Source organism: Catenulispora sp. EB89 (genome assembly GCF_041261445.1).
Lineage (GTDB): Bacteria > Actinomycetota > Actinomycetes > Streptomycetales > Catenulisporaceae > Catenulispora.
Genome location: NZ_JBGCCU010000009.1, coordinates 230352 through 256264 on the forward strand (window position 1 = coordinate 230352; position 25913 = coordinate 256264).

At 72.0% G+C, this 25913-nt stretch carries 19 protein-coding genes; 9 read left to right on the forward strand and 10 right to left on the reverse strand.

Annotated features, from left to right (window positions below; genetic code table 11):
• Positions 1-10: 10 nt before the first annotated feature.
• A complete protein-coding gene (locus ABH920_RS21440; RefSeq protein WP_370350833.1) occupies positions 11-943 on the forward strand; it encodes a carbohydrate-binding protein in 933 nt (310 codons plus the stop codon).
• 1199 nt (positions 944-2142) lie between these two features.
• Here the strand turns inward: ABH920_RS21440 and ABH920_RS21445 are convergent.
• On the reverse strand, positions 2143-3231 hold the full coding sequence (locus tag ABH920_RS21445; protein ID WP_370350834.1) for a DUF5937 family protein: 1089 nt from the start codon (positions 3229-3231) through the stop codon (positions 2143-2145).
• A 98-nt stretch (positions 3232-3329) separates the two neighbouring features.
• On the opposite strand from ABH920_RS21445, the gene ABH920_RS21450 reads away from it, so the two are divergent.
• Positions 3330-4829 carry an MFS transporter gene (locus tag ABH920_RS21450; protein WP_370350835.1) on the forward strand — a complete coding sequence of 500 codons (1500 nt, stop codon included), beginning with the start codon at positions 3330-3332 and terminating at the stop codon, positions 4827-4829.
• Between the two features lie 181 nt (positions 4830-5010).
• Here ABH920_RS21450 and ABH920_RS21455 read toward each other — a convergent pair whose 3' ends face one another.
• Entirely contained in the window at positions 5011-6399 is a 1389-nt protein-coding gene (locus tag ABH920_RS21455) for a tetratricopeptide repeat protein (protein ID WP_370350836.1), read from the reverse strand.
• A 150-nt stretch (positions 6400-6549) separates the two neighbouring features.
• Between ABH920_RS21455 and ABH920_RS21460 the strand changes: the two genes are divergently transcribed.
• From ABH920_RS21460 to ABH920_RS21470, 3 genes are read left to right on the forward strand one after another with little or no spacing between them, the layout of a single operon-like run.
• On the forward strand, positions 6550-7908 hold the full coding sequence (locus ABH920_RS21460) for an alpha/beta fold hydrolase (RefSeq protein ID WP_370350837.1): 1359 nt from the start codon (positions 6550-6552) through the stop codon (positions 7906-7908).
• Positions 7866-8654 (forward strand): neprosin family prolyl endopeptidase, encoded by a 789-nt coding sequence (locus ABH920_RS21465; RefSeq protein ID WP_370350838.1) that lies wholly within the window; start codon positions 7866-7868, stop codon positions 8652-8654. Before ABH920_RS21460 ends, ABH920_RS21465 begins: the two co-directional genes overlap by 43 nt.
• On the forward strand, positions 8644-9543 hold the full coding sequence (locus ABH920_RS21470) for a neprosin family prolyl endopeptidase (RefSeq protein WP_370350839.1): 900 nt from the start codon (positions 8644-8646) through the stop codon (positions 9541-9543). Before ABH920_RS21465 ends, ABH920_RS21470 begins: the two co-directional genes overlap by 11 nt.
• A gap of 133 nt (positions 9544-9676) precedes the next feature.
• Here ABH920_RS21470 and ABH920_RS21475 read toward each other — a convergent pair whose 3' ends face one another.
• Both ABH920_RS21475 and ABH920_RS21480 read right to left on the reverse strand, forming a co-directional pair.
• Positions 9677-10786 carry an alanine racemase gene (locus ABH920_RS21475; protein WP_370350840.1) on the reverse strand — a complete coding sequence of 370 codons (1110 nt, stop codon included), beginning with the start codon at positions 10784-10786 and terminating at the stop codon, positions 9677-9679.
• Positions 10779-12326: an amidohydrolase family protein gene (locus ABH920_RS21480; protein WP_370350841.1), complete on the reverse strand. Its 1548-nt coding sequence runs from the start codon at positions 12324-12326 to the stop codon at positions 10779-10781. Before ABH920_RS21480 ends, ABH920_RS21475 begins: the two co-directional genes overlap by 8 nt.
• A 91-nt stretch (positions 12327-12417) precedes the next feature.
• On the opposite strand from ABH920_RS21480, the gene ABH920_RS21485 reads away from it, so the two are divergent.
• Positions 12418-13896 (forward strand): M81 family metallopeptidase, encoded by a 1479-nt coding sequence (locus ABH920_RS21485; protein WP_370350842.1) that lies wholly within the window; start codon positions 12418-12420, stop codon positions 13894-13896.
• 1 nt (position 13897) lies between these two features.
• A complete protein-coding gene (locus tag ABH920_RS21490; RefSeq protein ID WP_370350843.1) occupies positions 13898-14614 on the forward strand; it encodes an SDR family NAD(P)-dependent oxidoreductase in 717 nt (238 codons plus the stop codon).
• 4 nt (positions 14615-14618) lie between these two features.
• On the opposite strand, the gene ABH920_RS21495 is transcribed toward ABH920_RS21490, so the two are convergent.
• The 4 genes from ABH920_RS21495 to ABH920_RS21510 are packed head-to-tail and all read right to left on the reverse strand — an operon-like array spanning position 14619 to position 20143.
• Positions 14619-15377 (reverse strand): hypothetical protein, encoded by a 759-nt coding sequence (locus ABH920_RS21495; protein WP_370350844.1) that lies wholly within the window; start codon positions 15375-15377, stop codon positions 14619-14621.
• Complete coding sequence (locus ABH920_RS21500) at positions 15368-16726, reverse strand: hypothetical protein (protein WP_370350845.1); 1359 nt, start codon at positions 16724-16726, stop codon at positions 15368-15370. The genes ABH920_RS21495 and ABH920_RS21500 overlap by 10 nt, the downstream gene beginning before the upstream one ends.
• A gap of 19 nt (positions 16727-16745) precedes the next feature.
• A complete protein-coding gene (locus ABH920_RS21505; protein ID WP_370350846.1) occupies positions 16746-18584 on the reverse strand; it encodes a right-handed parallel beta-helix repeat-containing protein in 1839 nt (612 codons plus the stop codon).
• Positions 18585-18604: 20 nt separating this feature from the next.
• Positions 18605-20143, reverse strand: a complete 1539-nt coding sequence (locus ABH920_RS21510) for an Ig-like domain-containing protein (protein ID WP_370350847.1) — start codon at positions 20141-20143, stop codon at positions 18605-18607.
• Between the two features lie 178 nt (positions 20144-20321).
• On the opposite strand from ABH920_RS21510, the gene ABH920_RS21515 reads away from it, so the two are divergent.
• Entirely contained in the window at positions 20322-21548 is a 1227-nt protein-coding gene (locus ABH920_RS21515) for a DegT/DnrJ/EryC1/StrS family aminotransferase (RefSeq protein ID WP_370350848.1), read from the forward strand.
• Positions 21549-21554: 6 nt separating this feature from the next.
• Positions 21555-22691: an enolase C-terminal domain-like protein gene (locus tag ABH920_RS21520; protein ID WP_370350849.1), complete on the forward strand. Its 1137-nt coding sequence runs from the start codon at positions 21555-21557 to the stop codon at positions 22689-22691.
• Here ABH920_RS21520 and ABH920_RS21525 read toward each other — a convergent pair.
• On the reverse strand, positions 22671-24860 hold the full coding sequence (locus ABH920_RS21525) for a hypothetical protein (RefSeq protein ID WP_370350850.1): 2190 nt from the start codon (positions 24858-24860) through the stop codon (positions 22671-22673). The two genes, ABH920_RS21520 and ABH920_RS21525, sit on opposite strands and share 21 nt — an antisense overlap.
• Complete coding sequence (locus ABH920_RS21530; RefSeq protein ID WP_370350851.1) at positions 24860-25894, reverse strand: Gfo/Idh/MocA family protein; 1035 nt, start codon at positions 25892-25894, stop codon at positions 24860-24862. Before ABH920_RS21530 ends, ABH920_RS21525 begins: the two co-directional genes overlap by 1 nt.
• Positions 25895-25913 lie beyond the last annotated feature (19 nt).

Sequence of the window (25913 nt, forward strand, 5' to 3'; positions counted from 1 at the left end):
GGGGACGGATATGAACGGTCTTGCTCTGACCCGCAAGCAGGCGGGGATCGCCGGCGCCGCCGCGATCGTGGTGGGGGTCGGACTGATCCTGGTTCCCGGCGGGGGACCGTCGTCGCAGCACGTGTCGGCGGCGGACGCGGCGGCGCGGGTGGCGTCGAGCTCGGCGGGCTCGGGGGGTTCGCCGAGTCCTTCGGGGTCGGCGGGGTCGGCGGGGTCCTCGGGTCCTTCGGCATCGGGCTCGTCGGCGGCGGCCGCGCCGTCGTCCAGCGCCGCGGCGCCCTCCTCGGCGGCACATCCCGCGCCGCCCCCGGCCGCGACCACGACCGTGACGCAGGCCGGACCGAACTCCGGCGGCGGGCAGCCGCCGCAGGCGTCGTCGGACCCGGCGTCGGCGCCGCGGACCTCGGCGAAGCCGTCCTCGGCACCGTCTCCGCACGCACCCGCGCCAACGACGCCGAAGCCGGCACCCCCGACGTCCAACCCGCCCGCCCCGCCCGCGGGCTGCGCGGCCGGCTCAGGATCGAGCGGCAACGCCTTCGCCCCCATCGCAGGAGTCGAACACACCTCGTGCTGGGGCCTCACCACCGAGTCGACCGCCGACGACCCCTCCCGCGGCGGCGGCCAGGACCTCGGCAACCTGGCCAACGGCGCCTGGGCCGAGTACCCGAAGGTCAACTTCGGCACCGGAGGCAGCCAGTTCTTCGGCCGCGTCGCCTCCGGCGCGGTGGCCGGCATCAGCGGCCTGGTGAAGGTGCACCTGGACAGCCTGAGCAACGCGCCGGTGTCGGTCTTCGAGATCGCGAACACCGGCGGCTGGCAGAGCTGGCGCACGATCCAGATGAACATGAACCCCACGAGCGGCGTGCACGACGTCTACCTGACCTTCGACAGCGGGCAGCCGCAGCCGTTCGTCAGTCTGCACTGGTTCGACTTCGGGAACTGATCGGGGGGTGGTTGGTGGGTGGTTGGTGGGTGATTGGCGGGTCGGGCGATCGGTGCGCGTGCTGTTGAGCTATGTGTGGGTGGCTGGGGTGTGGTGGGTGCGGTGGGTGCGGTTTGTTGGTGGGTTTTTAAGAGCCTTTTACGGCTTCGCCTAAGGTTTGGTGACCTCGCTGGGTGGCGCAGTTCGGTGGTGTGCCGCTGGTTGCGCTGGCGGCCGGCGGTGTTGCTGGACACGACCGCGCACGGGTCCGAGTCACTGCGCATGCGTTGCGTAGGCGGCGATCGTTGGGCGTGGTGGGTGCGTGAAAGTCAAGAGCAGGCGCCTCCGGCGGGGGCACTCGAGGCTCTGAGGGATCCCCAACCCCCCGCGTCGGCGGCGGTTCGTGTGTTGGTCGCCTCGTCCCGGATCCCTCGTCGCTGTCGTCGCCCTAAAGGGAACCATCCCGGCCTGGCGGGGTAAAGCCGGATCGCACGCTGCTGTGGTCGGGCCGCGTCCGGCTTGACCCCGCCAGTCCGGGCTGGTTGTGCAAGCACCGCCGACAGCGACGAGGGATCCGGGACAACCCCCACTGTGGTGTGGACGGGGTCCACTCGGGTGCGTGCACGTGCGGGTGGTGACGTGGCGTGCCCGAGGCGAGGGAATCCTTCCCACAGGCGGGGTTGTCCCGGGTTCCCCGTCGCGTCGGCGGGCGTAGCCAAGCTGGCCGGGCCGGTGGTGTCAAGTCGCACGGAACCCGACCCAAGCAGCGTGTGATCCGACTTGATACCACCGGACCGGTCTGCTTCCGTCAGGCGACGATGCGACGGGGAACCCGGGACATAGGCGACCACAAGCAACGACCGGCGCCCAACAGCGCGGCCCCCCCCTCCCCGGAGCGAGTGCCGCTCGCCGCGCAGGCGCCGCCGGAGGCCCTGTCTTTGACTGTTGGTGCCCACCACACGCGGCCGCCAGCCGCCCACACGACGTGTGCGCAGTGACTCGAACCCGCGCGCGGTCGTGCACACGAACAACCGCCAGCCGCCAGCGCGTCCCCAGGCACACCACCGAACTGCGCCACCCAGCGGATCCTTCTTAAAGCCCTGCGAAGCCGTAAAAAGCTCCTAAAACCCACCAACAAACCGCACCCGACGCACCCACCACACCCCAGCCACCCACACACCAAGCAGTAGCGCCTCACTTTCAAACTCTCGAACCACCGGTCAGCGCAGCAGCGCTTCGATCAGATCAGTGCCCAGCCGGGCGCTGCGAACGATGTCGATTTCGTAGAGCACATACCGCCCACGCCGCGTGGAAGTGATGAGGCCCGAGTTCTTCAATACCGCCAGGTGCCGCGAGACCTCTGGCGCGCTCACCATCCACGCGTCGGCGAGCTGCGCCGTGGTCTGCGGGGCGCGCAGGATGCTGCGGACGAGTCGGAGCCGGAGTGGGTGGTCCAGAGCGTGCAGCCGGTCCTGAATGTCGGCCACGGACACCGTCGGCTCTTCGAGGCCGGCCAGGATCGGGTAGTTGAGTACCGGGCGGCGGCCGGCTGCGTGGACGACCAGCAGGTGCGGGTGGGAGAACGTGCTGGGCAGGAACGTCAGGCCGCGGCCGCTGGCCGAGGCGGTGCGGTCCTGCAGCTTGTCGACGACGATGCGGTCGCCCGAAGGTGTCAGCGTCAGCGCCGGGGACACGGCGGCGAGCATCGCCTCCAGTCCGTGCCGCTCCAGCAGGTCGTGCTTGTGGCGGGCGTCCGCCGCGAGCCGGCCGACGACCCGGGTCCAGGCGTCGGCGAAGAACCCGCTGTCGCAGTCCTCCAGCAGACGGCGGATCCAGCTGCGGGTGGCGCCCGGGCGGGCGAGGATCTGGTCCACGAAGTCCAGCGCGCGCGGCCCCCGCGCGCCGGCCCGGTCGCGGGCGATCTTGCGCGCGACGTCGTCGACCAGCGGCGAGTCCAGGTCGTCGCGCAGCGGCACGACACCACAGCTGCTGGTCATCAGGGCGTCGCGGACCCACGCCTCGTCGTCGAGGGTGTCGAGGACGTCGAGCTCGGCGGCCAGCGTCGGCTGCGGCACGGCGGGCAGAAGCATGTCCGAGCGGGAGGTGCGCCACAGGTAGTCCGCGACCAGGATGCGGTCCATCAAGTCCGGGGCGATGCCGGCCGTGGCCGCGGTGACCCAGCCGTTCTGCGTCTGGTGGTGCGCGGGCTCCACCAGGAGGTGCAGGGCGGAGCCGAGTTCGGCCAGCGGGGAGGGCGCGAAGAGGTACTGGTCCGCGGACACGCTGGTCACATCGATGCTGACGCTCATAAGGGAATCGTCGCAGTTGGCGGCGGGTTCGCCGCCAGAGTTGACGATTACCGTTAACCGGATGCTGTCGGAGGCGGTACGACTCCCATGGTGGCTCCATGCTCACCGCCGCGAACACCCCGCCTCAGGGAAGACCAGGAACACCTGGCCCGTCGGGCCTGTCTACACCACCGGCCCCGGCCCCGGCCGAGGCCGCCCCAGCCCCGCCGTCGAAGCTCTCCACCGTCCGTCTGCTGCGCGGACTCGGCGGCGGACGCTACGCCTTCGCCGCCGCCGTGTCCGCGCTCGGCGCCGGGCTCATCCGGCCGTTCCTGCTCCTGTACGCGGTCACCATCAGCCACCTCAGCCCGAGCCAAGCCGGCCTGGCCTTGTCGGGCGGGTTCGTGGCCGGACTCCTGCTGGTGCCGGTGGCCGGACGCTGGGTCGACGCCGGCGCGCGCCGCACCGTGGTGGTCACCACCATCGGGCTGCGCGTCGCCGGGTTGATCCTGCTGCTGGTGGTTCCCGGCCCGGCCGGATTCATCGGTGCCTGCCTGTTGCAGGGCATCGGCAACCAGACCGGGCCGATCGCGCAGGGCGCCGTCGTGTCGAGTCTGGCCGTGGGCTACGAGCGGGACGCGGTCCTGGCCGCGCTGCGCTCGCTGGGCAACGCGGGGCTCGGCGCCGGTGCGCTGCTGGCGACCGTCGCGTTGGGGTCGGGGGCGGTGGGGATGCGGTGGCTGGCGCTGGCGACCGCCACGGGCTACCTGATCTCGGGCGTCCTGATCTCGACCGTCCGGCTCCCGGACGAGCAGCCTGGCCAGGCCGGACGCCCGCAGGCACGCCGGGCGGGGAAGCTCCGCCAACCCATCGCGCCGGCCGACCGGCCCGTCATGCGCCGCCTGACCATCATGAACCTCGCGAACCTGCCCTTCGCGTTGTGCTTCGACATCCTGGAGGTCGCCCTCCCGGTCGTCATCGTCACCCAGCTCGCGGCCTCGCCCGCGTGGTCCTCAGGGATCTTCGTGGCGAACACGGTGATGGTGATCCTGATCCAGCTGCCTGTCGTGGTCTGGATGTCGCGGCGCCCGCGCCGTCACGTGTTCGGCATCGCCGGCGGCGTCCTCGCCGCGTCCTACCTCGGATTCCTCGCCGCCGGTGCCGCTCACGGAGCCGCCGGCGCCACGGCCATCGCTGCCGTCTCGGTCCTCTACACGCTCGGCGAGGTCCTCTACACAGGCGTCGGCACCCCTCTGGTGATCGACGCGGCACCATCCCATCTGCGCGGCACCGCGTTGGCACGGTGGCAGCTTTCACTCGGTCTCGGCCGAGCGATCGCCCCGCTGGCGATTACCTTCGCCCTCAGCGTCTCCTCCACCGCACTCTGGCTGCCACTGGCGATCACGACGCTCATCGGCGCCGCCGTGATCGTGCGCCATGCTCCGACCGACTCCAGCCGCCAGGACCGGGGTGGCGGCACTCCGGCTGGCACCCGCGAGCGGTACGGCCAATGGTCCGCCCGGCGTCGGGCGCGAGAGCTGGAACAGGCGGAACTCAAGCGCCGGTTGTACGCCGACGGCTATCGCCCGGACCGGATCAGGAATGGCCCTCCGAGGTGATGAGACGAGCCGCCCCAGACCGGCGCGCACTCCGAGTTCGTGCCCTGCCGTCTGCACGAGCCCGGGGAGCCCCCGGCCCCCGCATCAAGCCGCGCCACAGAAGGCCGCGGCCGGCTCGAGTACCCCGCCCGAACCCCTACTGGACGGAGCGTGGTCGGCGCGCTGTCTCAACGACGAGCGGTCAGAGGGTACGCGGCAGAGCGCCCCCTGCCGGAATGACCGGCGGTGGCAGGGGTGCCGGACCGAGGGTCGTCGTGCCGGGCCGCGCCAGGCGGGTCAGGCCGTGCCGGTAGGCCTCGACGGCTTCGCGGGTGCGGCCTTGGCGGTCCAGGAGGTCGCCGAGGAGCCGGGAGGTGTCGGCCAGGTCGCCGATGACGTCGGCTTCCTGTTGGAGGTGGATGGCGGTGCGGTAGTGCTGCTCGGCTCCGGCCGGGTCGCCGGCGTGCTCGCGGATCTGGCCCAGCAGATGGTGTGCCGCGGCGGCGTGGATCGTTCCGTGTCCGGTCCCGAGGCCGTCGAGCAGGCGGCCGAGCAGGCCTTCGGCTTCGGCCGGGTGGCCGAGGCGCCAGCGGACGTCGGCGAGTTCGACCTCGACCTGTACCGCGTAGAAGGTGGCGCCGGTGGCGCGCAGCATCTCCGCGGCGGCGCGCAGCTCGGCCTCCGCGTCGTCCAGGCGGTTGTGCTGGGCGTGCAGGTACCCGCGCATCCAGTGGCACTGCGCCAGCTCGACGCGGATCTCCCACTGCTGGTACACCTCGGAGGCCTTGACCAGAGCGGCTTCGGCGTCCTCGAACCGGCCGCCGGATGCCAACGTGCGGGCCACGGAACGGTGCAGCGTGGCGATCGCGACCGGGTCGGTGACCTGGGGTGCGAGATCGAGCGCGAGCGAAGCCGCCTTCGTCGCGCGCTCCATCGCGCCGAGTTCGAGATAGGGGCCGATCACCGCGGCGTACAGCAGCATCAGCGATCCCGGATCCGGCAGCCCGCCGCTGTTCAGTTCGTTGATCGTGGACTCGAGCAGGTAGCAGGAGTAGCGGACGTCGCCTTCGAGGTAGTGCGCCGTCGCGCGACCGCGGATGGCGCGCACCCGCGCCGGCAGCGGCTGGTCGGCCAGCAGTGCCTCAGCCTGCTCGAACTGTTCGCGGCCCGCGACCAGCTCGCCCCGCCGCAGCAGGAATGATCCCAGCGTACTGCGCAGCTCGGCGACCAGGTCCGACAAGTCGTTGTCGGTCGCTTGACCGATCAGGTCCGCCATCAGGGTCTCGGCGGGCTCCGTCTGCCCATCGTCCATCAGCCGGCGCGCCTCGGCCTGCCCGTCGTGGATCCGGACTCGAAGCCCGCCGGGTACGCCGGTCGCGAGTTCCTCGTAGCCGACCTCGAGGCGCTCGGCGAAGTACCGCAGCGCCGCCTCGGACGGCTGCGCCTTGCCCGCTTCCACCGTGGAGACGTACGCGGCGGTATATCCGGGTTCTGCCAAGGCCCGCTGGGACATGCGGCGGTCGGTGCGCAGCCGGTGCAAACGAGCGCCGAGCCGCTGCGGACTGTCGTCACCGGCGGCGGAACCGGGCATCGGGGGCGTCCTCCTCGTTCTGTTTCGGGCTGCTCACCGCACTCCTATCACGAATCCCCCGGGGTCTTGTGTCCCACGGCCTCCTGCCCTATGTTAACCCGCACAGTAACTGAAGTTACTACTTCATTTAACGCAGAGGGGTGAGACCGCGTGCGACCCGGAATCCGGCTGACCGACCACGTGTTCACGGTTCCGCTGCGACACGCGAGCCCGGGCGGCGAACTGATCGAGGTCTACGCCCGGGAAGTCACCGCCGACGACGGCCCGGCCGAAACCCGGCCGTGGCTGCTGTACCTGCAAGGCGGACCCGGCCACCGCTCCCCGCGCCCGCTGGACGCCGACCTGTCCGGCGGCTGGCTCGGCCGCGCCGTCCAGGACTACCGCGTGCTGCTGCTCGACCAGCGCGGCACCGGACGCTCCACCCCCGCGACCCGGCAGACCCTGCCGGCCCGGGGAGACACCCGGCGGCAGGCCGAGTACCTCACCCACTTCCGCGCGGACTCGATCGTCCGGGACGCGGAACTCATGCGGCGCCTGACCGGCGGCGCCCCGTGGAGCGTTCTGGGCCAGAGCTTCGGCGGCTTCTGCGCCGTCAGCTATCTGTCGTTCGCGCCGGACGGCCTCGCCGAGGTCTTCATCACCGGCGGGCTGCCCTGCCTGGACGGCGACGCCGACCACATCTACCGCGCCGCGTACCCGCGGATGGAAGACAAGAACGCGCTGTTCTACCACCACTATCCGCAGGACGTCGCGACGGTGCGCAGGATCGCCGCGCATCTGTCCGATCACGAGACAGTGCTGCCGGACGGCACCCTGCTCACCGTCGAGGCGTTCCAGTCCCTGGGCATCATGCTCGGCACCACCGACGGCGCGGACCGGCTGCACTACCTGCTCGAAGACGCCCTGTGCCGGACCCCGCACCGCCAAGAGCTGTCGGACCACTTCCAGCACCAGGTCCAGGTAGCGCTGTCCTTCGGCTCACGTCCGCTGTACGCGCTGATGCACGAAGCCTGCTACGCGCAGGACCTGTCCCCGACGGCGTGGGCCGCCACCCGGGTCAGGAAGCAGTTCCCCCGGTTCGACGCCGAACGGGTCCTGGCCGAGACGGCCGCGCCGATCCTGTTCACCGGGGAGACGATCCACCCCTGGCACTTCCGCACCGATCCGGCCCTGCGCCCGCTGCGCGACCTCGCGGCAGCACTGGCCGGATACGAGGGCTGGGGGCCGCTGTACGACCCGGCGGCCCTGGCCCGGAACGAGGTACCGGTCGTCGCCGCCGTCTACACCGACGACCTGTACGTCGACACCCGGCACTCCCTCGCCACCGCGAACGCCGTCAAAGGACTGACCGTCCACCTCACCGACGAGTACGAACACGACGGTCTGACCGCGAGCGGGGCGACAGTGCTCGATCACCTCGTCCACCTGGCGCGAAACCCGCGCCCACTGCCATCGAAGGCACACCCATGTCCTCAAGACAGTCCCGCGGCGGCCGGAGAAGCCGAATAGCCGCAGCCGTCCTTTCCGCGACGGCGGCGGCCGGCACCGTGATGCTGCCCACCGGCAGCGCACACGCCGCCACCTGCTGGTTCGGCTCCTGCTTCAGCTACGTCAGCGGTCGGCAGTTCGCCACCGCCACCGGCGCCAGCATCACCATGGACCAGGCCGCGCCCGGCGGAGTCACCTCCGACGGCCACTCCCTGCAGGAACTCGCGCTGCAGAGCACGAACTCCACCACCACCGCCAACACCATCGAGATCGGCTGGAACGTCGACCCGGGAACCAACGGCGACTACCAGCCCCACCTGTTCGTCTACCACTGGGTCAACGGCCAGGGCACCTGCTACAACGGCTGCGGCTTCGTCTCGACGTCACCGACGGTCCAGCCCGGAATGGCACTCACCCCCGGCACCACAGGCACGTTCGCCCTGTACAACTACGACGGCGACTGGTGGGCGTACTACAACAACGTCGCCTTCGGATACTTCCCCGGCTCGCTGTGGGGCGGGGACTTCACGACCACGTACTCCATATCCGCCTTCGGCGAAGTCGCCGCGGACAGCCCAACAAGCTGCACCCAGATGGGCGACGGCACCTACGGCAGCGCGGGCGGGTCGTCGTGGATCTCCGGCTACCAGCTGTACGGCAGCCGCAGCCAGCCCCGTCTCACCGTCACCGCGACCGATCCGAGCTACTACGACGCCGGCTCGGTGACGCCGACCTCGTTCCACCTCGGAGGCCCCGGTGCCTGCTAAGTTCCGGGCGGCCATCACCGCCATCACGGCCACAAGCGCCATCGCCGCCATCGCCGCTGCGGCGCTCACCGCCGGCCTGCTGGGCGCGACGCCGGCCGGCGCGCACACCATCGCTCCGGCTCCCCCGCCGCCCGGCCCGCCACCGGCAACCGCACCCGCCGCAACCGGGCCGATCTGCTGGTTCGGAGCCTGCTACGACTACGTCAACGGCCGCCAGTTCACCAACACCACCGGCGTCAGCGCCCTGATGAAGATCGAGGCGCCGGTCGTGAACCCGGCCCAGACCGGCGAACACAGCCTGCAGGAGATCGCGCTGCAGAACACCGCACGGACCTCGACCGTCGAGATCGGCTGGACCGTGGACCCCGAACTCAACGGCGACCGCCGGCCGCACCTGTTCGTCTACCACTGGGTCGACGGCCAGGAGTCCTGCTACAACGGCTGCGGCTTCGTCCAGGTATCCCCGATCATCCGCCCCGGCATGGCACTTCCGCCCCACAGCGCGGCCGAGTTCGCCATCCGCAACATCAACGGCGACTGGTGGCTGTCCCTCGACGACCTGCCAGTGGGCTACTTCCCCGGGACCCTGTGGCAGGGCACGTACACCACCGCACAAGTGGTGTCGGTGTTCGGAGAGGTCGCGGAGAACGCCGCCGACTCCCCCAGCTGCACCCAGATGGGCGACGGCCGCTTCGGCAGCTCCGGCGGCTCCTCCTGGATCCGCGACTACCGCCTCGCCGGCAGCACCGACAAACCCAACCTGACCGTCACCGCCACCAGCCCGGCGCGCTACGACTTCGGAGCGGTGACCCCGACCTCGTTCCGTCTGGGCGGACCCGGAACCGGGCCCTGCGCCACGTCCCCCGGCACCACCGGCACCCCCGGCTGAGGCGGGCCACGGTTCTCCCCTCGGCCCCGTACTGCCGACCGCCGCCGAACCCTCCCGGTACGGCTGCGGTCGGCAGCGAAAAACAACACCTCCGGCGGCGGGTCAAGCATCTAGCCGCACTACGCGACGGCCGTCAGAACAGCGTCGGCGCGTCCTCGATGACGGAGTACTCCTCGTCGACGATCAGAATGCTCCGCCACTTGTCGAAGGTCGTGCAGGGGTGCGACACCGACAAACCGACCCCGTCGCCGACGGCCAGTGGGTGATCGGCGGGGAGCCGGAGGTGGAGGTGCTGGTCGTTGAGGGCCGTCACCGCGAGGGTCCCGAGATCCGGTGTGGCAGCGCCGTGGCCGGGCACGCCCTGATTCTGGAGACCGCGCCGCCGGATCCGGCGTACCGACGGCAGCCCGGCGTCGTAGGACACGTCCCGCCGGCCGATTCCGATGACGGCCAGCTCCGGTTCGGGTCGGGAGAGTACCGTTCCCCAGACCTCCAACGCCTCCCGTAGCCGGTAGGGACCGGTCGCCTGGCTGCCGAACGGGGACAGCCGGTCATAGTAGCCTCCGTCGTGGGTGACGTAGCAGCCGCTGCGCAGCACCAGGCGGGGAGCAAGGCCGGACAGCGCTCGTACCGCCCGGTCGAAGTGGACGCTGCCGCCGAGGGTCACGATGCCGTCGATCCGCTGCGCGAGGGCTGACAGGCGCTCCAGTAGCGCGTCGAGGCTGGCTCCGGGGTCCAGGATGCCCTCGAACGCCGCGATGCCGCCGAGGGTGAGGGGTCCGGCGTCGATCCGGCGGGCGAGGTCCAGGGCGGCCGTGTCGTCCCGGAGTCCGGTGCGGCCGGCGGGGACGCCGATCTCCACCAGGACCCTGAGTCCGGGGAAGGCCACTGATTCCAGGGCTTCCAGCGAGGCTGTCGAGTCCGCGTAGCAGTAGACCTCGCGGTCGCGCAGTTCGTGCAGCTGCCGCAGCGATCCAGGGTCCACGACCTGGTTGGCGATGAGGATCCGGGGCGCGTCCAGGGCCAGGGCCTGGCCCGGGGTGGCCACGGTGACGGCCCACGCGCCGGCCCGGAGCTGGCGGGCGACGATCGCCGGACACATCGTGGTCTTGGCGTGCGGGGCGAGGCGGACGCCGTGGGCGCGGCAGTAGGCCGCCATGGTCGCGATGTTGTGCTCGAGCGCGTCCCGCAGGACGACCGCCCGCGGTAACGCGATCGTGCCGTCGAACAGACCGTCAGCCACGTCGCAGCACCTTCCCCGGACGCTCCGCGCCCACGTTCCCGTCCCGCATCACGACCCGGCCCGCGACGATCGTCAGCGCCACCCCGGCGGGTGCCCGGCGGGGGTCGGTGAAGGTGGCCCGGTCGGCGACGGCCGTCGGATCGAAGGCGACCAGGTCGGCGACCGCGCCGGCGCGGATCCGGCCGCGGTCGGCCAGACCCAGCCGGTCCGCCGGGGCGCTGGTCATCCGGCGGACCGCGTCGGCGAGCGCCAGTTCCCCGCGCTCGCGCACGTACCGTCCCAGCACCCTGGGAAAGGTGCCGAACGACCGCGGGTGCGGCTTGCCCCGGCCGGCGACCGGGACCGCGTTGCCGTCCGAGCCGACCATGGCGAGCGGGTGGGTCAGGAAGGCCCGGACGTCCTCCTCCCGCCGGTAGTGCAGCACCGCCTGGACGGATTCGCCGTCCGGCGCCGCGCACAGGTCCAGCACCACTTCCTCCGGGGGCCGCGCCCACAGGTCGGCGATCTGGCCGAGCGTCAGCCCGACGAGCTCGGGATCGGCGGCATCGGAGATGGCGACGCGGTCCCAGTGCCAGGGGATCCCGCCGTACCAGCCCTCGGCGATGGCGGCCAGGGCCCGGCGCCGGTCGGCGCCGGCCGGGTCCTTCTGGACCCATTCGGGCAGGTACTGGATCAGCGCGGAGGACGAGGCGTCGTAGGGGTAGACGTCGAAGCCGGCGTCCAGCCCTGAGGCCGCGGCGTCCTCGAACCGGCGCAGCGCGTCGGCGTGCCGGCCCCAGTTCCCGGGCTCGTTCAGGGCCAGGTGCGAGTACTGAAGCCGCACGCCGGTCCGTCCGGCCGCGCCGAGCGCTTCGTCGACGGCCGCGAACTCGCCTCCGGCGACGGCCCTGGCGTGGGTGGCGTACAGCGCGCCGTGTCGGGCGCAGACGGCGGTCAGTGCCTCGATCTCGGCCGCCGGGGCGTAGGAGGAGGGGGTGTGGGTCAGGCCGGTGGACATGCCGTGGGCGCCGGCGGTAAGCGCGTCGTCCAGCAGCCGGGCCATGGCGGTGACGTCCCGCGGGGTCGCCGGGCCGTACGGGTCGTCCATCGCGGCGATCCGCAGCGCGCCGTGGCCGACCAGGGTGGCGACGTTGAGGGCGAGCGGGCCCAGGGCCGCGGCGTAGTCGTCGAGCCCGGTCCAGCCGATCCGGGCGGGTGCGTCGCCGAGCCGGCCGAGGTGGGCCGTCAGACCCGCGGTGTGCGCGGGACCGGGGCCGACCGGGAAGGCCGAGAAGCCGCAGTTGCCGACGACTTCGGTGGTCACGCCCTGCAGGACCTTGCTCTCCCCGGCCGAGTCGTGCAGCAGGCTGACGTCGGAGTGGGTGTGGATGTCGATGAAGCCCGGGGCGAGCACCAGACCGCGCAGGTCGATGGTGTGCGCCGCCGCCGACACCGCTCCTGCGGCGATCCGGTCCCCGACGATCGCGACGTCCCGCCGGACCGCGGCATCCCCCGTGCCGTCCAGGACCAGCGCTCCGTGCAGCAGCAGATCGGCGTGCACCGCGAACCCCTCGCCTCAGCCCTTGTGGATTTCGATCAGCGTAACTAGGTTTGCCGATCAGGGCAATGAAAATGGAACGCGAGGTTCATTAATGCGCATCGGCATCGGCGGCATCTGGCACGAGACGAACTCCTTCGTCCCGGAGCCGACCGGGCTGGCGCAGTTCCGCGCCTACCAGTACTTCGCGGGTGCCGACCTGCTCGACGCGCTGCGCGGCACCGGTACCGAGCTCGGCGGCGCGCTGGAGGCGATCCCCCGCGCGATCCCGCTGTTCTTCGGCGCCGCGCTGCCCTCGGGCCCGGTCCGCCGGGACGCGTTCGAGTCGATGCTGCGCGATCTGGCGGTCCGCACCCGCGCCGCGCTGCCGCTGGACGGCCTGGTACTCAGCCTGCACGGGGCGATGATGGCCGACGGACACCCCGATCCCGAAGCGGAGATCGTCGGCACCCTGCGGGAGATCGTCGGCCCGGTGCCGATCGCCGTCACCCTGGACTACCACGCCAACCCGGGGCCGGCCCTGGCCGCGGCCGCGGACTTCCTGGTCGGCTACCGCACCTATCCGCACTCCGACATGGCCGCGCGCGGGGCCGAGGCCGCCGAGCTGGTGCTCGGCAACCCGGCGGTCGAGCACAGTCTGCTGCGGCTGCCGCTGCTCACCCCGCCGGCCACCCAGGAGCACCGGGCCGAGCCGATGCGCTCGATCCTGGCCGCCGCCGACCGGCTCCGCGCCGAGCCGGGGGTCCGGGCGGTCAGCACGCTTCCGGGGTTCGCCTACGCCGACTGCGACCGGCTCGGCTTCGCGGTCTACGTGGCCGCGCGGGCGCGGGCGGCCGAACGGGCCCGCGCCCTGGCCGCAGAGGTCTGGTCCCACCGTGCCGCGTTCACCGCGGAGCTGAGCGATCCCGACGAGGCCGTGCGCGAGGCGCTGCGCGAGCGCTCGACCGACCCGGGCCCGGTGGTCCTGGTGGACGTGGCCGACAACGTCGGCGGCGGAGCGCCCGGCGACGGCACGGCGATCCTGCACGCGCTGGCTCGGCAGGGCGCGACCGGCGCGGTCGCGGTGCTCTGGGATCCCGCCGCCGTCGCCGCCGCCCACGCCGCCTCCGGAGAGCGGCAGGAGCTTCGGATCGGCGGCCACAGCGCCGATCTCATGGGTCCGCCGATGACGGTCCGCGGCCGGGTCGACCCGCGCGGGCCGGTGACCTACGCCAGGACCGGTTCCTACATGCGCGGCCAGCGGGTCGACATGGGACGGGTGGCCGTGGTCGAGACCGGCTTCGGGAAGGCGGTGCTCACCGAGAACCGGGTCGCGCCCTTCGACGACGACCACCTGCGGGCCGTCGGGGTCGTTCCCGAGGAGGCCGCCTTCCTCGTGGCCAAGGGCGCGATCGCCTGGAAATCCGGCTTCGGCGGCTACGCCCGCAAAGCCGTCTACGTCGGCACCCCCGGCTACTGCCCCGCCGATCTCGCTCGACTCCCCTACCGCTTCCGGCCCACGCCGATGCATCCGCTGGAGCACATCGGCCAGGACGGCCTGCCCTTCCACCCGCACGACGAGGACGGACACTGACATGCGGATCCTGATCACCGGCGCGCGCCGCGGAATCGGTGCGGCCCTCGCGCTGGGGCTCGCCGAGGAGGAGCTGGTCCTGCACCACCTGGGGGCGGCGCGGGAGTGCGAAGCCATCGCCGCCGGCTGCCGGAACGCCGAGGTGGTCGAGGCCGATCTCGCCGATCCGGCCCAGGTCCGGGCGCTGGCCGCGGCCGCGGGTCCGGTCGACGTCATCGTGAACAACGCCGCGTTCGCCTCCTACACCACATGGGACGCGGTCCCGTTGGAGGAGTGGAACACAGCGCTCGCGGTCAACGTGACCGCTCCCATGCTCCTGGCCCAGGCGCTCGCGCCGGGCATGCGGGACCGGGGCTGGGGACGCATCGTCAACATCACCTCGGCGACCGTGCGGATGGGCGGTCCGTCGGGTCCGGCCTACGTCGCGGCCAAAGCCGCGCTCACCGGTCTGACCGGCTCGCTGGCCCGGAGCCTGGGCCCGCACGGCATCACGGTGAACGCGGTCTCCCCCGGCGCCGTCCGCACCGAGAGCGAGACCGAGGGCCTGGCCGGACGGACCCAGGAGCAGCTGGACGCGGACGTCCTGGCCCGCCAGGCGGTCCAGCGCCGCCTGGGCCCGGACGACCTCGTCGGGTGCGTCAGGTTCCTGATCTCCGACGGGGCGGCGGCGGTGACCGGTCAGGTCATCGAGGTCGGCGGCGGTCTCATCGCGCTGTAGCCGTTCAGGCGTCCCGGCGGGTGACGCCGCTGATGAGGTAGTGCGTGAACCCGAGGTAGGCCAGCAGGTCGCCGCCGGCCTCGACACTCGGCCGGTCGGCGGAGCGCCACCCGGGCTCGTCCTCGACCCACGGCCGACAGCGCTCGTAGTACTCCGTGAGAGGTTCCCGATAGGCCCGGTGCGCCAGGGCTCGGCTAGTGCCGGAGAGTTCGCGCGCCTCGGCGAGCCGTCCGTCAGGCAGCTCCACCGAGACGTCGAAAGTCGGGTCGAAGAAGGCCCAGCGACCGTCGAGGCCGAGTTCGACCGCGGTGTGTCCGCACCGTAGATTCGCGTGGTAGACGAAGCACAGCCGGCCGGCGGTCCCGCCGACCTCGCACAAGGAGATCAGCACCCTGGCCTGCTCGTTGCACCAGCCGGCCCCGGAGGCGATGATCTCCTCCTCGGACAGCGCCCGGTCCGGCGGCACGCGTTCGTCGAGGTGGTGTGGGTGGACGACGTGCTCGTGGACCCACCGCATCGCGGCTTCGGCCCGGGCCCGCGCCGTGCCGCCGCCGAGCGTGGCCACGATCCGTTCCAAGACCGGACGCGAACCGGGCTCATATCGCAGAGACGGCGGGCCGGCATACAGCGCACTGTCCGTCTCGGGGCAGTACCGCAGCTGGCACTGTGCCTGAACCCGGTCGACGCCGCCGACCCCGACCGCGGCGATCGCCGCGTCCAGATCGCCGGGGAAGCCCCGCGCGATGTAGTCGCTCAGCAGCACGGTCCACCACTCTCCCACCGCGGTGCGCGCGCGGCCATCGCCGAGGGCTGCTCGCCCCTGGTCGGATCGGCCTCAAGCAGCTCACCGATCACCTCGACCACGACAGCCTCCGACTCCGGCGCGACCCGCGACGGCGGTCCGGTCTCGTAGCCGCCCTGGCTGTAGGAGTGCGCCGTGCCGATGTAGCCGGGACCGTAGTCGCCATATGCCGCGAGCGCCACGAACAGGTCGGGACGCAGCGCCTTGGCGAACAGCTGGTACTCGACGAACAACTCCCCCGGCAGGTGCAGCACCCGCGCCGACCCGAGCCGCAGGCAGCTCACCTCGATCGTGCCCCCGGCCGCGCAGCGCCGGCTCCACGCCAGGTCGCGCGCGGCGGTGAAGTCGCGCCGCTCCTCGAAGGCGGCCAGCGCACCGCCGTCGGCCAGGTGCGGGGCCGGCGGCAGCGCGATCGACCGCGTCAGCCAGCCGAGTTCGGTGTCGGAGGCCGGCACGCGGTGCACCGCCGACGCCTCCAGCGCCGCGGCCAAACCGTCTGCCAACCGCCCCGCCAGCACCGGGCGGTTGGCCGGGCTGCCGTCGTTGTACTTGCCGGCGGTGATGTTCCCCGCGGCGCCACAGAAGTGGACGACCACCGCCTGCGGACACGCTGCCTGCACGCGGTCGCGGGCCATCCCGACGAAGTCGTGGGTGACAAGGCGCTCGCTGTAGTGGCTCTGCGGATGGGTCGCGTAGTAGGTCAGCGCCGCGAGCAACGTCTCGCCGTCCCACAGGCTGATCACCTGGGCGTCCGGGTCGATGACGCCTTCGGGGGCGGCCCGGACGTGCGCTTCGGCGGTGCTGCTGTAGCGGACGTGCGCGACCGTGCCGTCGGCGCCGAGCACCCGCCGCGTCGAGGCCACCCGGTGGACGCGCGCCGAGCCGGTCCCGACATGCGTGACCGGAAGCGGGCGGCCGAGTGCGGCCCGCACCGCGGCGCGCACCCGCAGCAGGGCGCTGTCCACGAAATCAGTGTCGTGACCTCGGCCTGGAAGACCGTGCGCGGCCATGATCGCCTCGGCGCCGGGATCCGAGCCGGGAGCGTCGTGCTGGTGCAGCGCGTGGACCGCCACCCGGTCCGGCGTGGTACCGGCCGCCTCGGCGACCACGGTCCGCCAGGCGTCGTGGCCCTCGCCGGCCACCCCGGCCCAGTCCAGCGCGCACAGGACCAGCGGTGGACCGGAGCCGAGCAGGATCACGCCCCGGCAGGTCAGGGCATCCGTGACGGCCACCGCCGGAGGCACCAGCCCCAGACAGAGCGGGCTCCCGGGCGGTGGCGTCACGTCGGCCACGAACGTTGCAACCTGCATAACCGTGATGCGCTCCTTCTCAGGTGATCGAAGTCGTCGCGGCGGCGGGCGAGCCCACGGTGTAGGACGAGTCCGGCTGGATCGTGACGCTCACGGTCCGGGTGTCGGTACCGGCATCGGGACGGCGCGTGCCGAACGACACCGTGACCGAGGACTGCCCGGCCGGGATCACCGCGGCCCCCGGAAGCCCGTCGAAGTCGTACCGCTGCACGGCCGTCCCGCCGACCGCGTAGCTCACCGGCAGCGGCGAGCTGACGTCGGCGCTCGCCCTGGTGAACGTGAGCTGGATCGGCGCCCCGGCCGCGACCGTGGCCGGGGACGCGGCCACCGAGACGGTCGCGGCGGGCAGTGCGGGCATGTGCGTGATGGCGAAGGTGATGTTGCGCGGGCTCGATCCCAGGTCGGTGGAGACGCCGCTCGGGTCGACCACCGTCAGCGTGCCGCTCAGGTTCGCGACGGTCGAGTGCGCCGTGGTGTCGTCGACGGCCTGCATGAACGGCGGCGCCTGGTCGGTGACCATCAGGAAGTTCGAGAACACCACGCCGCCGTACTCGCTGACCGGAGCGGCACCGCTGAATCCGTCCGCCTGCAAGGTGAACGGCTTGAGCGTGCCGGCCGCGTTGCCGAGGTCCAGGCTCGCGGTGTTAGTCAGCTTGAGCTTGGTGCCGGTCGGCGGCTGCACCCCGCCGGCCGGGTCGATACCGCCGGACCAGCTGTGGGCGACCAGGATGCTCCCGGAGTTCGGCACGGTGCGGATCAGGGAGTTGCTGAGCGTCACGGCCCCGCCGGGGTCCTTGCCCTCGTCGCCGGGACCGGCGTAGATGAAGCTCGGCTCGGGCGCCGCCTGCCCGGCGGCCGCCTGCTGCGGGCCGATCAGGATGCGGTCCAGCGTGATGCCGATCGGGCTGGTGGTCGGTGCGCCGGTGAGCCAGGCCGCCTGGACCAGCACCCCGGAGTTGACGTTGCCGACCATGGAGCAGTCGGTCACCGTGATGTTCGCCAGCCGGTTGTAGACCGGCTGGGTGTAGGGCGAGGGCGACTGCAGGGCGGGGAGCGGCTGGTCCGGCTCGAAGTCGATGCCCGCCGACGGTCCGGTGCCGTTGGAGTTGGTGAACGCGCTGCCCGAGACGGTCATGCCGTCGCACGAGTTGACGCTCATGCCGTTGCGCCGGTTGTTGTCGCAGTGCACGTTGACGACCGTGACGTTGCCGCAGTAGCCGTTCACGGCGTAGTTGCCCTTGGTCGCGGTGACGGCGATCCCGTCGCCGCCGGAGTCCCGCAGCGTGAGCCCCTCGATCCAGATGTCGCCGGCACTCACGAGCTTGATGACGTGCCGCTGCTCCCCGGTCGTGTACTCGCTCTTGTTCATCGCGAGGGTCGCCCCGTAGCCGCTGAGGGTGACGCCGACGATCCCGAAGCCGCGGTTCGCCGTCGTCGGCCGCGCGGCGTTCCCGCCGTCGATGGTGAGCAGGCACTGCGCGTCGGGGTACGACCCCGGCCGGGCCTGCACCGTCACGCCGGGCTGGAACAGGACCGTGAGGTGGAGCAGGCCCTTGCTGATCGGCGTGTGGTTGATGAGCAGCGGGTCGGTGACCCAGTTCTGGCCGACGTCGGGGACGACCACGGTGGCCGCGGTCCCGCCGGAGGCCGCCGCGGCGTCCAGGGCGGCCTGGATCCCGCTGGTCGGGTCGGAGGGGGTGAAGACCGCCGTGAACGTCGGGCCGCCGTCGGCGTACGCCCGGCTGCCGGCCATGCCGGTCGCGACGGGCAGTCCCGTGGCGACGACGGCCGCCGCGGAGAGTTGGAGAATGCTTCGTCGCTTGGGGCCGAGACTACGGTCCTGGGAGTGTGCCGACATCGGATCGTCCTCCGGTTCGGTCAGGCGGCTTGGATGATGATCGGGTTCGAGGTCACGTGCCCGCCCGCGGCGAGGAACGCGCGGGCCAGCAGGGTGTGCGGGCCGGGGTCGGCGTAGATGGCGGCGATGTTCGGCGGCGTCGTGGAGTAGTCGATCCGTTCACCGTTGTGGTAGAACTCCACCCGCTCGACCGAAGCCGGGTCCGAGGCGACGGCGGTGACGACGACCGCGCTGCCCGCCGCGACCTGCGCCCCGTTGGCCGGTCCGCTCAACACCAGCGAAGGCGACGTCGTAAAGGTTGCCGCGGTACTGCGGTGGTCGGGGTAGCTCAGGTACTTCGACATGTCGTAGCCCAGCGCCTCGCCCTGCTGGAGCTTGGCCTGTACGGCACGGACCCCGTCCGCGGCGCCGGCGAAGGCGGTGCCGGACCACCAGCTCATCTTCTCGCTGTAGAGCCACACGTACTCGCTGCTCTTGAGCGCGGCGTGGTAGAGGTTGTGCTCGTACCACTGCTGGAAGTCGCTCTGTGCGTAGGTCTTGTAGCAGCCGTAGACGGCGGCGATGTTCGACGACGCGTGGCCGAGCGTGAGGTCGAGGTAGACCGTGGAGGCCAGCACGTTCTCCGACCACTTGCACCGGTTCTCCGGCGACACCGCGAACCAGCCGCCGCGCTGGTACTGCGCGTCGTAGATCCACAGCGTGCTCTCGTCGAACCAGTAGTCGGTCTCGCTGCCGTCGTGGATCGTCGCCTGGGGGCCGCGCGCGTCGAGCATCCCGTCGACGAAGGACAGGAACAGGGCGTACGGGTTGCTCGCCAGCTGGCCGCCGAGGAACGCCTGGTACTCCGGCGTCAGGTACCGGAGCAGGACCGACATGTGCAGGATCAGCACCTTGATGTCCGGCCGGGCGGCCTGGAGGGCGGACATGAACTGCGCGCCCCGCATGCGGACCTGGGCCTGCGCCTGCTCGAAAGTGTTGTTGGGAAAGAGCGTGGCGTTGTACTGCCAGGCGACGTTGCCGGCCGAGTTCTCCGGATCCAGGAAGACCCCGACCGCGCCGGAGGCCTGCAGGGCCTGGCCCAGCAGTCCCAGGTTGGCCTGGATCGTCGTCCACTGGGTGTCGTCGAACCAGTTCATCGGGGTCGCCGGCGGTCGGCCGGCGGTGAGGACCAGGAAGTTGTCGGTGAAGGTCTGCCAGCCGATCGCCGACAGCACGTCGAGGTGGACGTCGGCGGCGGTCAGCGGAGTGGGATCGAGCGGGTTGACCAGCTTGGTCGCCCCGGTGCCGCCGGACAGCGACGGGTTCTCGTTGAGGTTGAAGGCGACGCCGTCCAGCGGCTGCTGCTCCATCGCCTGGATGTGGTCGCGCAGGTAGACCGGGCCGGGCACGTCCCAGCCGTACTCCACGAACTTGCGGCGTGCGGTGCCGGCGGTTCCGGCGGCGCCGGCCGCGGACTTCGGGGCCGGCCTCGGTTTCGCCGAGGCCGGGCCGAGCAGCATCGCGCCGGGCGCCGCAGCCCCGCCGATCTTGATGAACGACCGCCTGTCCAGACCGCTCACGATGGCCTCCGGCTGGGAGTGATGGGAGTTTTGCTGAATGAAACACAGTTTTCACGAGTGGCTTGAAGCGAAGGTAAGAGCTGGCGACCGGGGTGTCAACAGTCGGCGCTTCACCCGTTCCTCGTGAAATTGAAATGGATGTTGCATTGAGTGAATCGATTCGGTCATACTCCCGGACATGGCCCTCCCTGGCGGCACCCCCGTCCGCACCGCGCCCCTGCCCACCTCCCTGGACTCCTCCGGACGCATCCTCGGCCGGGCCGAGCAGGAGGCGGTCGAACGCGTCATCGCCTCCGGCGTCCTGTGGCGGGTGACCGGAACCGAGGTCGCGGCGCTGGAAACCGAGTTCGCCGCCCTCATCGGCACCGCGCACGCCGTGGCCAGCACCTCCGGCACCTCCGCGCTGCACCTGGCGGTGGCGGCCGTGAACCCGGAGCCGGGTGACGAGGTCATCGTCCCGCCGGTCACCGACTTCGGGACCGTCATCGCCGTGCTGGCCTGCAACGCGGTTCCGGTCTTCGCCGACGTCGACCCGGTCACCGGCTGCCTGACACCGCAGAGCGTCGCGGCGAAGATCACCAGCCGGACCCGGGCGGTGATCGCCGTGCACCTGTTCGGCGGCCCCGCGCCGGTCGGAGAGCTGGTCGAACTGTGCCGGCCACAGGGGATCACCGTCATCGAGGACTGCGCACAGGCCTACCTGACGGTCCCGCACGGCGGTACCGACTACGCCGGCACCCGCGGCGACATCGGTTGTTTCAGCCTTCAGCAGACCAAGCACATCACCGCAGGCGACGGCGGGCTCACCGTCACTGACGATCCGGAGCTGGCGCGCCGGATGCGGCTGTTCGCGGACAAGGGCTGGCCGCGCGACACCGGCGAGCGCACGCACCTGTTCCTCGGGCTCAACTACCGGATGACCGAGCTGGTCGGCGCCGTGGCCCGGGTCCAGCTCACCCGGCTGGAGGGGATCGTCGCGGCGCGCCGCGCGGTGGCCGCGCGGCTGACGAAGGAACTCGACGGCCTGGCCGGGCTCCGGCTGCCATCGCCGGAGGAGATCGGCCGACACTCGTTCTGGCTGTACCCGATCCTGCTCGACCCGGCGCTCGTCGGCACGACGAACGCGGACTTCGGCGCCGCACTTCTCGCCGAGGGCATCCCGGCCTCTGCGGGCTACCTCGACCGCCCCGTCTACCTCACCCCGGCGATGGCCGAGCAGCACACGTACGGCACCTCGGGGTTCCCGATCCGCGGACGCCGCTACGCCAAGGGAGACTGCCCGGTGGCGGAGGACATGATCGACCGCACGCTCGTCGTCCTCCAGTGCAACGAGCGCTACTCCGACCAGGACGTGGACGACATCGTCACCGCGGTCCGCCGGGTCCATGCGCACTTCGCGGGCTGAGGCCCGGTGAAGCCGACCGACGTCCGGATCGTCGCGGCGGTCCCGAGCTTCCGGCCCGTGCCGTTCGCCGTGCCGCTGACCCTCAGCTCGGGCCCCATCACCGGACTCACCGAAGCAACGGTCACCGTGTCGGTGGAAGCGCGGAACGGCCGCACCGCCAACGGAGTCGGCAGCGTCCTGCTGTCCCACCCCTGGGCCGGCGGCACCGACGACGCCATGCGCGCCACCGTGCGCGGGCTGGCCGCCGCGCTGCCCGCGTTCGGCACCGCCGACCCGCTCCAGCACGGCGCGGGGCTGCTCGACCTGGTCGCGCGGTCCGCCGGACCGCGCCTGGCCGCCGAGGTCGCGGCGGCCCCGGTCGACCAGGCCGTGCACGACGCCTGGGCCAGAGCCGCCGGGCTCAGCGCCTACCGCATGTACGACGAGCGGTTCCTGAACGCCGATCTCGGGTCGTATCTCGGCCCGGACTTCGCCGGCTGCTGGCCGGGCGATCAGCTCTCTGCGACCCCCGCGACCACGCTTCCGGTCCAGCACGTCTTGGGCGTGGACGCACCGGCCGCCGACGCGGCCGGCCGGCGCTGGGTCAAGCTGAAGCTGAGCGGCCAGGTCGACGTCGACATCGAGCGGGTACGCGCGATCGGCGCCCACGGGGCGCGCGTCTCGCTCGACCCGAACGAGGCCTACACCGATGCCGCGGATCTGGCCCGGCTGCTCGGCTCGGTGCACGCCGACTACGTCGAGCAGCCGGTACCGCGCGGCGCAGCCGGCCCCGGCGCAACCGGTCCCCTGCCGGTCCTGGCCGACGAAGGGCTGCCGGACCCGCGCGAGCTGGACACCCTGACCGGCTGGGACGGCATCGTCGTGAAGACCTGCCGCGGCCAGACCTCGGCTTTGCTCGCGTACTGCTGGGCCCGGAAGCGCCGGCGGTTCGTGGTGCAGCAGGACCTCACCCACGTGGGCCCGGCACTCGCCCACGCGGCAGTGTTCGCCGCGCACTGCTCCTACGCGGTGCCCGCGTTCGAGTGCAACAGCCTGCAATACGCCCCGGCGGGGAACGCCGAGCTCGCCGTCGAGCGGCCCGGGCTGGTCACCGAACGGGACGGTTGCGTCGAGGTGTCGGCGTCAGGCGTCGGCATCCGGTAGCGGAAGTCGGCCGTCCCACCACCGATCGTGCAGCGCGGGAACGAACTGCAGCGCGGCCGCGACGACGTGATCGGCCACGCCGCTGGCCGAGACCGGATTGCCGGCACCGGCTTTCCAGAACAGGTCGTGGCTTTCGCGCCACGCCCGCAGATAAGCCGGATCCCCGGTGCTCGCCGAGCAGTAGGCCAGCAGTCGCGCCAGCGTGTCGTGGTGCCAGTACGGCGGCGGGGTCGGCAGTGGCAGAACCTTGCCGGTCCGCAGATCCTCGTGGGACCGGCGACCGTCGTAGTCGTGCTGGTAGGACCAGCCTCCCTCGCCGCGTTCGGCCAGCAGCCAGGCGCCGAACCGGAGCACGGCGTCATGGCACGGCCCGAGGCCCGCCTCGTCCGGCCGCACGCCGTCCGGCAGGAGTTCGAGTCGGTCCAACACGCCTCCGAGGGCCAGCAACCCCATCCACGGCTTGGTGATGTACCCCATCCAGGCGTGCATGCCCGCGCCGCCGCCCTGGTCGCCGAAGGTGCCGTTGGCGCGCTGGCTCGCCACCACGGTCTGCGCGCCCTCGTCGGCCAGCGCGAGGAAGTGCTCGTCGCCGAAGTAGCGGTGGAGCAGGATCGCGGAGCGCAGGTAGCACGCGTCACGGCCGACGGCGAGCCGCGGCCAGGAGTTCAGGTGCGTCGCGTGCGCACTGTCCACGACGGCTCGTGCCGTCCGCAGCAGGAACGGGTCACCGGTCTCCAGATAGGCGGCGATCGTGCCCTGCATCCGGCTCATCGGCAGCGACAGCGCGTTCGGCGGGTGGCCGTGCATCCGCATGAGTTTCGCGGCGTGGTCGACCGCGATGTCGGTGATCGCGTACGCGGCGCGCAGCGCGTCCTGGTACCCGTCGCCGGTCCGCCACGCGTCGAGCAGCAGCGCGTACGGAAGCTCGCCCTCCCAGCCGGGTTCGTAGCGCGGGCCGTCGGGCAGGTCCCATCGCTGGAGGTCGTTGCGCGGGACGGTTCCGTCCTCGAACCCGCCGCGCACCATGTGATCGCGGACCCAGCGCCGTGCGGCCCGCAGGCTCCGGTCGTCGTCCGCGCTCGTGACCGGTAGTACGGGTCGGGGGGTGAGCTCTTCGCAGAGGCCGTACCACCAGTCCGGCGCGAGATAGCGGACCACGACCGGTGAGCGGTCCAACAGGCTCAGTGAGAAACGCAGCGCCCGCGCCATTCCGCGCGGGAAGACCCGGTCTTCGGCCCGGAAGAGGAACGGGTCACCGGTCTGCTCGTCGGGGCAGGATCCGCCGAACACCTCGACGCCCGCGTACGGCTGGAGGACCACCCAGCCGTCTTCCCTCCTGATGTCGCCGGGCCGCGCAGGCGTCGCCAGCCGGGCGACCTCGGCGAAATCGAAGCGCGCGGAGCCGACCGTGAGCAGGCGGGACGAGCCGTCCCAGCGCTCGGGCAGGTCAGGCGGATCAGCCGGCCCCTCCATCCGGATGCCCAGCACCGGGACGACGTCTTCGAGCGCCAGCCCGTCGTCCACGAACCGCGCGTTGACGTGCCGGGCAAAGACCTCGCACACGCCGTTGCGGTGCAGCCGCACGTGGATGCTCGCGTTGAGCCAGTTGTGGCGATGGACGAAGGTGTTGGTGTAGCCGGGCTGCTCCCGGTGGTCCGCGCCGGTGAGGTGCCGGTGCGCGATCACGCCGGCCATCTCGACGGTGCGGCGTTCCTCGGTCTCCTCGATCACGACCAGGCGGCAGGCCTCCCACCAATGCACCGTCCCGCCGGTCCGCAATCCCATCGCGAGGCCGACCGACCGGTCGCCGAACCCCAGTCGCAGCAGACTGCGTTCCCAGACGTAGCCGGGCTCGGTGCTCCGGGCGAAGACCTCCATCGCCGCCCACGGAGTGGAGCCGTCGCCGCCGGCGGCCTCCCCTCGAACAACCGGGAGCATCGCCGGCACAGCCCCGGCCTCCCCGGCATCCGCCGCGAGAATCAGCCGGCGCGGGAACCCGGTGCCGGGCCACCGCCCGAGCCGCAGCGCGTCGGTGGGCTGCCCGCCGAGCGAGACCGGGACCGGTTCGGCCCGCGGCCACGGCAGCGAGGTGAGCAGCAGCCCTGCTTCCTGCTCGTCGCCCACGCGGGTCAGGGGCAGCTGGTCGACCAGCCCCAGCAGATCGCTCATCAGAGCTTGACGGTGTCGCCGGTACGCGCGGACTCGTACAGCCCCAGCACCGTGGCCAGCACCCGCCGTCCGTCGGCCGTGCCGATCGCCGGCGGCCGGCCGTCGCGGACGGCCGCCACGAAGTCCCGGTACTGGGCCTTCGCCGCGCCGTAGATGTCGATGGCGTCGCCGCCGGACAGCGCGGAGTGCTCGGGGTAGGCGGCCGACGCGGCGACCCGCTCGGCACCCGGCCGGTCGGCGGTCGTGCGCATATACCCGAGCTCCCGCTCGCCGACCTGGGCGCTGCCGAGGTCGCCGTACACCGCGACCCGCGAGTCGCGTCCCGGGTAGGCCGCGGTGGTCGCGCTGACCCCGGCGACGGCGCCGGAGGCGAACCGGACGGTCCCGACCAGCGTGTCCTCGACCTCGATCCGCTCGTGGGCGAGCTGTCCGGCCTGCGCCTGCACCGCGACCGGCTCCCCCAGGAACCACAGCAGCAGGTCCAGGGAGTGCACGCCCAGCGTCATCAGGGCTCCGCCACCCTCGACAGCCGCCGTGCCGCGCCAGGCCGTCGAGTCGTAGTAGGACTGCGGCCGCCAGCTCGTCGTCTCGGCGCAGCCGGACGTGAGCCGTCCCAGATCGCCCGCGTCGATCGCCGCCTTGACCCGGACCGCCGCGGGCTCGAAGCGGCGCTGGCTCATCACGCCGACGGTGAGCCCGGTCCGGCGCTCGGCCTCGATCACCCGGTCGGCGGCGGCCAGGCTGATGTCCAGCGGCTTCTCGACCAGCACGTGCTTGCCCGCTTCGAGGGCGGCCACGACCGCGTCGGCGTGCAGGCCGTGCGGGATGCTGACCGTGACGGCGTCGATGTCCGTGCGCCGGCACAGGTCTTCCAGTCCCTCGACCGCTTCGCAGCCGAGCTCCCCGGCGACCGCGCCGGCCCGGCCGGGGGCGGCGTCGGCCACCGCGACCAGCCGGGCCCGGTCGGGCATCGAGGAAATCACCTTGGCGTGGACGACGCCGTACGAGCCACAGCCGAGCACTCCGAATCGCATGTCCTCATCAGACTATCCG

Excerpts from the sequence above, each read along its gene's own strand:
- ABH920_RS21440 (WP_370350833.1), top strand. The coding sequence starts at position 11 with ATGAACGGTCTTGCTCTGACCCGCAAGCAGGCGGGGATCGCCGGCGCC.
- ABH920_RS21445 (WP_370350834.1), bottom strand. The coding sequence starts at position 3,231 with ATGAGCGTCAGCATCGATGTGACCAGCGTGTCCGCGGACCAGTACCTC.
- ABH920_RS21450 (WP_370350835.1), top strand. The coding sequence starts at position 3,330 with ATGCTCACCGCCGCGAACACCCCGCCTCAGGGAAGACCAGGAACACCT.
- ABH920_RS21455 (WP_370350836.1), bottom strand. The coding sequence starts at position 6,399 with ATGCCCGGTTCCGCCGCCGGTGACGACAGTCCGCAGCGGCTCGGCGCT.
- ABH920_RS21465 (WP_370350838.1), top strand. The coding sequence starts at position 7,866 with ATGTCCTCAAGACAGTCCCGCGGCGGCCGGAGAAGCCGAATAGCCGCA.
- ABH920_RS21485 (WP_370350842.1), top strand. The coding sequence starts at position 12,418 with ATGCGCATCGGCATCGGCGGCATCTGGCACGAGACGAACTCCTTCGTC.
- ABH920_RS21490 (WP_370350843.1), top strand. The coding sequence starts at position 13,898 with ATGCGGATCCTGATCACCGGCGCGCGCCGCGGAATCGGTGCGGCCCTC.
- ABH920_RS21500 (WP_370350845.1), bottom strand. The coding sequence starts at position 16,726 with ATGCAGGTTGCAACGTTCGTGGCCGACGTGACGCCACCGCCCGGGAGC.
- ABH920_RS21505 (WP_370350846.1), bottom strand. The coding sequence starts at position 18,584 with ATGTCGGCACACTCCCAGGACCGTAGTCTCGGCCCCAAGCGACGAAGC.
- ABH920_RS21515 (WP_370350848.1), top strand. The coding sequence starts at position 20,322 with ATGGCCCTCCCTGGCGGCACCCCCGTCCGCACCGCGCCCCTGCCCACC.
- ABH920_RS21525 (WP_370350850.1), bottom strand. The coding sequence starts at position 24,860 with ATGAGCGATCTGCTGGGGCTGGTCGACCAGCTGCCCCTGACCCGCGTG.
- ABH920_RS21530 (WP_370350851.1), bottom strand. The coding sequence starts at position 25,894 with ATGCGATTCGGAGTGCTCGGCTGTGGCTCGTACGGCGTCGTCCACGCC.